Origin of the sequence: Lactiplantibacillus daowaiensis (assembly GCF_005405085.1) — a bacterium.
GTDB classification, from domain to species: Bacteria; Bacillota; Bacilli; order Lactobacillales; family Lactobacillaceae; genus Lactiplantibacillus; species Lactiplantibacillus daowaiensis.
Genome location: NZ_BJDJ01000007.1, coordinates 111,144 through 119,065, shown reverse-complemented (window position 1 = coordinate 119,065; position 7,922 = coordinate 111,144). Strand labels below are relative to the sequence as shown.

Here is a 7,922-nt window from a genome sequence, read left to right as displayed (position 1 = left end):
TGTGATGTTTTCTGTGGTTACTAAATATCATAAGGGAAGGCATTCCCTATTTCTATACAATTCAGAAATCTTTTATGCATTTACACAAGATATTTTACGCTCTCCTTTTGAATAGCCTTTTGGCTTTTCCATTATCTGAACATTAATATTATTCATGAAGTTAATAATAGGACCATTTGTTTGAACAGCTATTACAGGAGCCAAATAAAGGGGATCATTTCCCATTGCATGTCCAATTGTGTAAAAAATAGTATTTTTCTGCTGTGAATTTCCCAATCCATATCCAAATAGCAAGGTAAAAAGTACAATAATAACCTTGAAATACCATTTAAAATTGAATTTTATTTCTTTTAAAAGATAATAGCAAGCAAAGAATATAATTACAATCGTAATCATACTAGCAATAATAAGTATCGGGCTAACCATACCAATTATCTTATTCCATGAACCTAACATTAACAAATCGGAAGGCAAAAATCCTTCATTTCTTAGTTGGACCTTTTCATAGTTAACAATAGCTATTATGCCAGAAAAAGTTAAAAAGATTGATGTTGATATCCAATAAGAATTAATAAGTATATTAAACGATTCAAAAATTAAAGATAGGAATATTATCGTTAGGATTTGAACCTTTTTATCATAATACATATATGTCAACGTCTCAATAAACGACGTATTACTAGAACGCATTAACATAAGATACGCAACAAGTATAATTACTACAAAACTACCATATCTGACCCATTTCTTCTCTTTCACTGACTTACTACCCCTTAAAAATATTTAAGCTAAAAAGCAAATATAAATTTAATTATACATCATTTCATTTAGAAAAACTTAAGCGGTAAGTTTATTTTTTTCAAAACTGTATTAATGAATTATCTTATGTCACATATAAATCTTTCCTCTACAAAAGGCATACCGAAATTCAACATGAATTTCGATATGCCTTTTATAGAAGTATTATCATTATTATCGATATACGATTTGCGGAGTCGCCGATAGTATAACATCCTGATTAGCAACTCTTATTGTATGTGTAGAATCCATAGTCCAACAAACATATCTATCTTTTTTGTTTTTTTTCGAATACCGCAATATAAAATCACGTTTTGAATTTTGAGAGATTCGCTTATTAAAACTGTATCCATCTAGATTACTCAACAATTGCATAATAAGTCGACCACTTTCTTTTGAGAGATAAGCAGAATCGGTCCCCTTATACAACCCCCACTGCTCAGTATTTCCAACATCTACTAAGCTAAAAAGGCTAATGATTGGCTGGTGCATCATATCTAAAATAAACATACCTCTAGCAAGATAATCAGCCTGTTCTCTTTCTGACCACTGTCCTTGGTGTGTCTTTCCCATAGAATATCCAAACTCTGTCGTCACCAGTGGAATGCTTTTAAGACTTTTCTTTATTTTCTTATTATTTGTCAAACTCTCTAAATAAGATCTAGAGTTTACCCTCAGTAAATTTTCTGGCGCTCCATTATCCGATTCATTTTCAGAAACATATGGATGATTTGCGATTGCATCAACATGCTTAAGCATTCCCTTACTCAAAGCAATGCTCATAACTTTGCTTGCATCTCTATAATTTCCCCCAAAAGCCCCACCTAGAAAGACGGATTTAGGATCGTATTTTCGAACCCAACCAAAAATTCTTTTTTCAAACTTAAGCCAATCCATCACCAAAGCTGCATTATTACCATCTGTGCTCTGATTGAACCAGAATAAACCATTTGGTTCATTCCACATCTGCCAGACAACCCCGCAATTCTTATATCGTTTAATAGCACTCAGAACCAAGTTGCCATATTTTTTTAAAATAATTTGCTTTTTTGTTTTATACATATGATCATCTTTACTACTGACAGCACTAAAAACTATGATTGGCTTCAACTTATACTTTTTCACCAGCTTCATTACTTTATCAAATTCCTTAAAATCAAACTTTCCATTTTTTACATATGTCCCCTTAAAAACCATGGGAAGTACCACATATTTTAAATCAGTCTTTTTCGCAAGTTGAATTTGAGATTTGAAGTAATCATAATTAGCTGACGAATTCTTTTTATAGCCGTATAGCCAAACAAAATTTCCAATCTTTGATGTAATAGGTTTATGACCATCTAAAACTTTTTCTCGTGCTTCTCTTTCAGCAATCTTTTTCGAATTAATTTTCTCTCTATTATAGACACTAATTACTATTACAAATAGAAAAAATATGCCTATCAATAGAAATAGTCTTCTCTTCACTTTAGTATTCACTATACTCACCAATTAGAAGCATAATCTAAACTTCATTTGCAAGATTAATTAGGTACTGACCATATCGATTTTTTGATAATGGCTTAGCCAAGTCTATTAAGTCTTGACGACTGATATAATGCATCCGATAGGCAACCTCTTCGATACTTGCAATTATCAGATTTTGTCTTTTTTCAACAGTTTGTATAAATCCAGAAGCATCCTGTAGCGACTCATGTGTCCCCGTATCAAGCCAAGCAAACCCTCTACTTAATAATTTAACATGCAACTTTTTTCGCATTAAATACTCATTATTGACATCCGTTATCTCAAGTTCACCTCGTGCAGACGGTTTTATTTTTTTTGCAATAGAGACAACAGAGTTATCATAAAAATATATTCCAGTTACAGCATAGTTACTTTTGGGGTTATGTGGCTTTTCTTCAATAGTTGTAACTTCCTTTTTGTCGTTAAAACTAACCACTCCAAATCGTTCCGGATCACTAACTTGGTATCCAAAAACCGTAGCACCATCCTGCAACTTAGCAGCATCTTGTACTAATGTCGATAACCCATTACCATAAAATATATTATCCCCAAGAATCAAACAAACTGAATCTTTTCCAATAAAAGTTTCACCAATAATAAAAGCTTCTGCTAAACCATTGGGTTTATCTTGGACTGCATATTCAAAATCCATACCTAACTGTGATCCATCTCCCAGAAGTTCCTTAAATCGGGTTATATCTCTTGGAGTTGAAATTATCAAAACCTCTGTTATACCAGCCAACATCAGCGTAGATAATGGATAATATATCATTGGCTTATCATATACTGGTATTAACTGCTTCGAAGTAACTTTTGTTATAGGATATAATCTAGTTCCAGATCCTCCAGCTAATATAATTCCTTTCATTTCTTTTCCCCTCCTGACTCTAAACTTTTCACCGGTGATAAATTAGTAAAGACCATCATTATCGTAAAATTAATACTTGCCATAAAGAAAGTTGATTCAATTAGACCAAAAAGCATTAATGTTATTAATAACCAAACAAAAGCAATATTATTTTTTACAAAGGCATTCTTACATAAGATGTAATAAAAAACTGCGAAAACAATTAAAATGAGTAACCCATATTGTATTGCCAATGTTGCATATACATTATCCATTACAATTATCCCAGCTGACCGATAATCGCTAACCTTTTGTGGCAGTAATGAGATTCCAAACTCATTAAAGTACTGATTCAATATATTAATTCTATCCGAGCTTAATTTATTAATTACTTGCCAAGTAGAATTATCATACTTAAAGAATACGACAGCAGCCATAGATAATACAGATAATAGTACAAATAAGTATTTTGCATATTCACAAAGGCGTGTCATTATACCATTATAGTATTTCTCTTGTTTTTGCTTCATCCAACAAATAACCAGATATAAAACAATGGCTAACATAGGTCCTCTAGAATTAGTTAAGTAAAACATAATTCCTGTGATCATGACTATAATAACATACGTATTATTTGAAATATTTCCGAAATTCAAATAGAGATATTCCAAAATACAAATCATAATCAAAGCGCCAGTAACATTAAACTGATTAAACCCTAAAGAGTCTCGCACAACAGTACTACCACCACCGCGCAAAGCAATCCTACTGGGAATCCAGCCAACTCTGTTAGCAATTAATATTATACCCAACAGTACAGTTCTTAATGTAAAATCTTTCCTAATGAACCTATTCAGGTTAATATTTTTTGCCGCGATAGCAAACATCAAGCCCATCAATAAAACATTTTTCCCAACTATAAAGAAAGCAAAAAGGCCAAGTATTAAACTCGAAATAACAAGTAAAAATTGGTCAAATGTGTATCGATTAGTAATAGAGAACATAAATAGGCCAACCATTACACATAGATTGATTATCATCGTTACTCGTGTTGTGTTAAAGAACGTATTAATATTACTGGTTCCTAGAAAATAGTAACAGGTTTCATAAATTGCATATAACCAGAAAAAAAGCTTTTCGCGAAGTGACTCACGTTTTTCAGCTTTTAATATATTAAAACTTTCTATCACTACATCAACCTCCAATTTTCCTTAAATTATTCATCATTAATGCGATGTTTAACGCAAGTGAGCCAAATTTTGTATGTTTTCTAAAACCTGCTTTCACAACAACTGCCAACCTCGCTATTGTTTTAGTATCTTTCATTGAAAGAAACATACGTCCTTTATCAGTCGTCTTAAAGTGAGTACGCTGAACAGATAAATTTCCTTGAATTATTTGCAATTCTGTTTGCATTCTAAATTTGTTGAATCTTCTAATTTTAGCAAACTTATGCCATAAGTTCGTATTGATTCCCACCTGATTGTCTCCATGTTGCCGATATAATATCGTCGCCTGATTTACAAAATTAATTTGTCCAGACTGTGATGCGATTTGTGCGAACCACCAATCATGCATCACAATGCTGTCAGTGTTAACAGGCAAGACTATATCTTTTAATGCTTGATTTATCATGACTGTACAGCCAGTAACGATATTATCGAACAAGAGGTTATCTGGACAAATCCAGTAATTAATATCAACACTTGATAGTACCGACTGATCAAGTGTTTTTAAATCACTATCAACCAATTTTAAATCTGTAAAAACTAATTGTGGTATTAAGGAATTCTCCTTCATAGCGGCCAAAGTTACTTCGATTTTTCTAGGTAACCACACATCGTCCTGATCACAAAACATATAGTAATTAGCCTTGGTTTCTTTAAGTAATATAATGAAGGACTCTTTTACACCAACATTTTTGACCTTTTGTCTATTTATCCATTGAACCCTATCATCTTTTCCAATAAGCTCCTGTATAATATTTGTTGTTTCATCAGTTGAACCATCATCTCGTATAAAAAGTTGCCAATTTTTATACGTTTGTCGACGAATTGACTCAATTTGATCTTTCAAATACTTTTCACCATTATATGTTGACAACAAGATCGCCACTTCTACTTTAGCCAATTAATTAATTCCCCCTAGATAAATTTCACTAATGCATTCAGATGCGGAACTCAAATCATAATTTCTCTTTTTCATTGCCTCTAAATGTGATGTTCTACGGTAACTCCCCATCTTGTCGTTAATAACTGTAGCCCACTCTTTATTTGATTTTTTTAGTGAAATAGGAAAAACAAGAGAGTCTAAATAATTTCCTAATGGCATTTCTTTAGATGGAAAAATTTTTAATCCTATGGTCTGTGCCTCAAGTAGTACTGTGCTCAATCCTTCATTGTAAGACGGCATAACCAACGCATCCATTGCTTGATAATAATCCCTAACATTGCTGATCTTTCCCGTCATGATAACTTTTTCAGACAAGTCTAATTCAATTATCTTATCTTGAATTTTATTTAAAAGGGGACCGTCGCCTATCAATACTAATCTTGCACTTGGTGTCTTACTTAAAATATCCTTAAAAATATCCAATAGTCTTAATTGATTTTTTCGTTGATTCAAGATACCAACATTACCAAATAGGATCTCATCATCTTTTACTTTTAACTTTTTCCTGTAAACACTTCTCGATTTTTGATTAAAGGTAAACTCTTTTAAGTCAATACCATTTGAAATAACCTTATAATTATTTAGTCTAATAGTCTTTTTTTCAAACATCCAAGTAGCAGCCTCCTCAGAAACTGCTATATTTATTGGCCTCGTTTTTGAAACTACTTTCTTTCCAATCGCATGCAATACCTCCAGCACCTTAAATACAATCCATTTACCATCAGATGCAAAATAAGTATTGTGAGAATTTATAACTATCTTTCCTGAACAAAAGTAGTTAGCGAAAACAATTGGGAGAAAGTTCCAAAGGGCGGTTTCGTTGAAATGAATTACGTCATATTTCGATGCATTTTTTTTAAAAAAGCTAAAAGCCTGCAAGTTATGTTTTATTAACGAGCCGTTTGCGGGAGCAATAACATGGAATTTCCATCCTAAATTTTCTACTCTTTCTTTACATTCTTCAGAACCAGAAACTGCCAACGCTTCAAACTTTAAATCAGAGCTTGATATATTTCCAATTACATTAAAAATATAATTAGTCATTCCGCTAGACTTAAGAAAATCTCCAACCACTAAAACTCGCATAGCAGCTCAACTCCCATTTCTAATTTTTAGCTTTTTGTTGTCTCTTACGACTGCTATTTTTTCTTTGCTTATAATACAAAAATAGACAAACAAGATATGCCAATACTCCACCAATTAAAGCACCGTTCTTAATATATTGAGCATATGGTGTTTTGCTAACAATTGCAGTAGAAGGCCTAGCTTTGGATAACTGATTTACCACTAACTTCTTATCTTTTTTTGTATATTTTGTTTTATAGCTACTAATTACACTATCTACAATTACACTAGATTTCTTTGCGCTATCAGTAGTGGCCGAAACACTCAGGATAGTGCTAGTTGGCTTAGTAACCACGCTCACCTTGTTCTGTAAGGCCTTGACCGAAATACTGATATTATTTTTATCTTTAATTGAACTACTTACTGATGCATAAATTCCAGGATCACTCATTTCACTCTGAACAACACCTAGGCGATTTACATCAGTATTTAATTGATCAAGATTACTCTCATTACTCTTAGTTTTATGATGGACATCCACACTTGATGCAACCATATAAGTTGGTGTATATGTTTTACGCATAACATAATAGCCAACACCTGAACCAATTAATGCAAAGACGATAATCCATACTAATCGATACCACAATACCTTAAAAAATGGTAAAAAAGAAAACTTTGAATTCATAATTCCTCCATAAATGTTTTAACTATAATATACCCAGTAAACAGTAATCAGTTTTTAAAGCCACGAAACTTTCTTAAAACAAAATTTCCACCCTTTTTTAACCAATTCTGTTTCTCCATAAAAACATAATTCACTTCTTTATATGAATAACCGTTTTTAACTAACCATACATCCAAAAGTAGCTCACTCACAAAGCCAATTACTCTTGATTCATATGCATCATATTCGGTTGTGTCAATTCTTCTTTCTAAGCTGGCAAGAATATCAAACATCCATTTACAATATTCGTCAAAATATTCTCGTTTCATTATAAATATGTTAAACATATGTGCTGATGTCTTTTTCATAACTTGATCATAAGCAGATAAATAATCCGGATAAAGTTTTTTTATGACATCTCTACACGCATCAAGTGGCTCTTTATGATGCGCATGAATATAATGCGAATAATTAGTTTCAATATAGTATTTTCGCTTTTTGGGCAGAATTATACTATTATCTTTCAACAAACTAATTACTTGATCTTTTGACAATACTTTTGAAAAGCTTTTTTCATGATTCAAGCTCAACAATCTCCTATAGTGAACGAGACCAATTGCATCAGCATCCAAATTTTTCCAGGCCCAGTATATTGCCGTTAACTCATTGTACGATCCATTTTTTAAAGAAATATTATCCCCCGTATCATCAGGCTGATATGGTAGATTCAAATCTGGATGTAGAGCTTTTCCAACCTGTACGGGTAGATAAAGCTCCTTATCATCCGGCATTCTTGCATTTTTATGTGCTGCCACCAAAACTTTTACTTTCAATTAATTACTCTCCTAAATTATATTTTTTGATAAA

The 7,922-nt window shown here is 32.2% G+C and carries 8 protein-coding genes; all 8 read right to left on the bottom strand.

The features are described 5' to 3' along the window. Window positions 1-72 precede the first annotated feature (72 nt). Window positions 73-759 carry a hypothetical protein gene (locus FFM75_RS06295; protein WP_137628338.1) on the bottom strand — a complete coding sequence of 229 codons (687 nt, stop codon included), beginning with the start codon at window positions 757-759 and terminating at the stop codon, window positions 73-75. A 213-nt stretch (window positions 760-972) separates the two neighbouring features. Further along, complete coding sequence (locus FFM75_RS06290; protein ID WP_171001442.1) at window positions 973-2,277, bottom strand: hypothetical protein; 1,305 nt, start codon at window positions 2,275-2,277, stop codon at window positions 973-975. Between the two features lie 25 nt (window positions 2,278-2,302). After that, window positions 2,303-3,172 (bottom strand): glucose-1-phosphate thymidylyltransferase RfbA, encoded by an 870-nt coding sequence (gene rfbA / locus FFM75_RS06285; protein WP_137628337.1) that lies wholly within the window; start codon window positions 3,170-3,172, stop codon window positions 2,303-2,305. Further along, window positions 3,169-4,341 carry a hypothetical protein gene (locus FFM75_RS06280; protein ID WP_137628336.1) on the bottom strand — a complete coding sequence of 391 codons (1,173 nt, stop codon included), beginning with the start codon at window positions 4,339-4,341 and terminating at the stop codon, window positions 3,169-3,171. Before FFM75_RS06280 ends, rfbA begins: the two co-directional genes overlap by 4 nt. A 4-nt stretch (window positions 4,342-4,345) precedes the next feature. Then, the gene (locus FFM75_RS06275; protein ID WP_171001441.1) at window positions 4,346-5,281 is read right to left on the bottom strand and encodes a glycosyltransferase family 2 protein; all 936 of its coding nucleotides are present in this window, start codon (window positions 5,279-5,281) and stop codon (window positions 4,346-4,348) included. After that, window positions 5,282-6,409: a glycosyltransferase gene (locus tag FFM75_RS06270; protein WP_137628335.1), complete on the bottom strand. Its 1,128-nt coding sequence runs from the start codon at window positions 6,407-6,409 to the stop codon at window positions 5,282-5,284. 19 nt (window positions 6,410-6,428) lie between these two features. After that, entirely contained in the window at window positions 6,429-7,076 is a 648-nt protein-coding gene (locus FFM75_RS06265; protein ID WP_137628334.1) for a YveK family protein, read from the bottom strand. A gap of 47 nt (window positions 7,077-7,123) precedes the next feature. After that, the gene (locus FFM75_RS06260) at window positions 7,124-7,888 is read right to left on the bottom strand and encodes a DUF4422 domain-containing protein (RefSeq protein ID WP_137628333.1); all 765 of its coding nucleotides are present in this window, start codon (window positions 7,886-7,888) and stop codon (window positions 7,124-7,126) included. Between the last annotated feature and the right edge of the window lie 34 nt (window positions 7,889-7,922).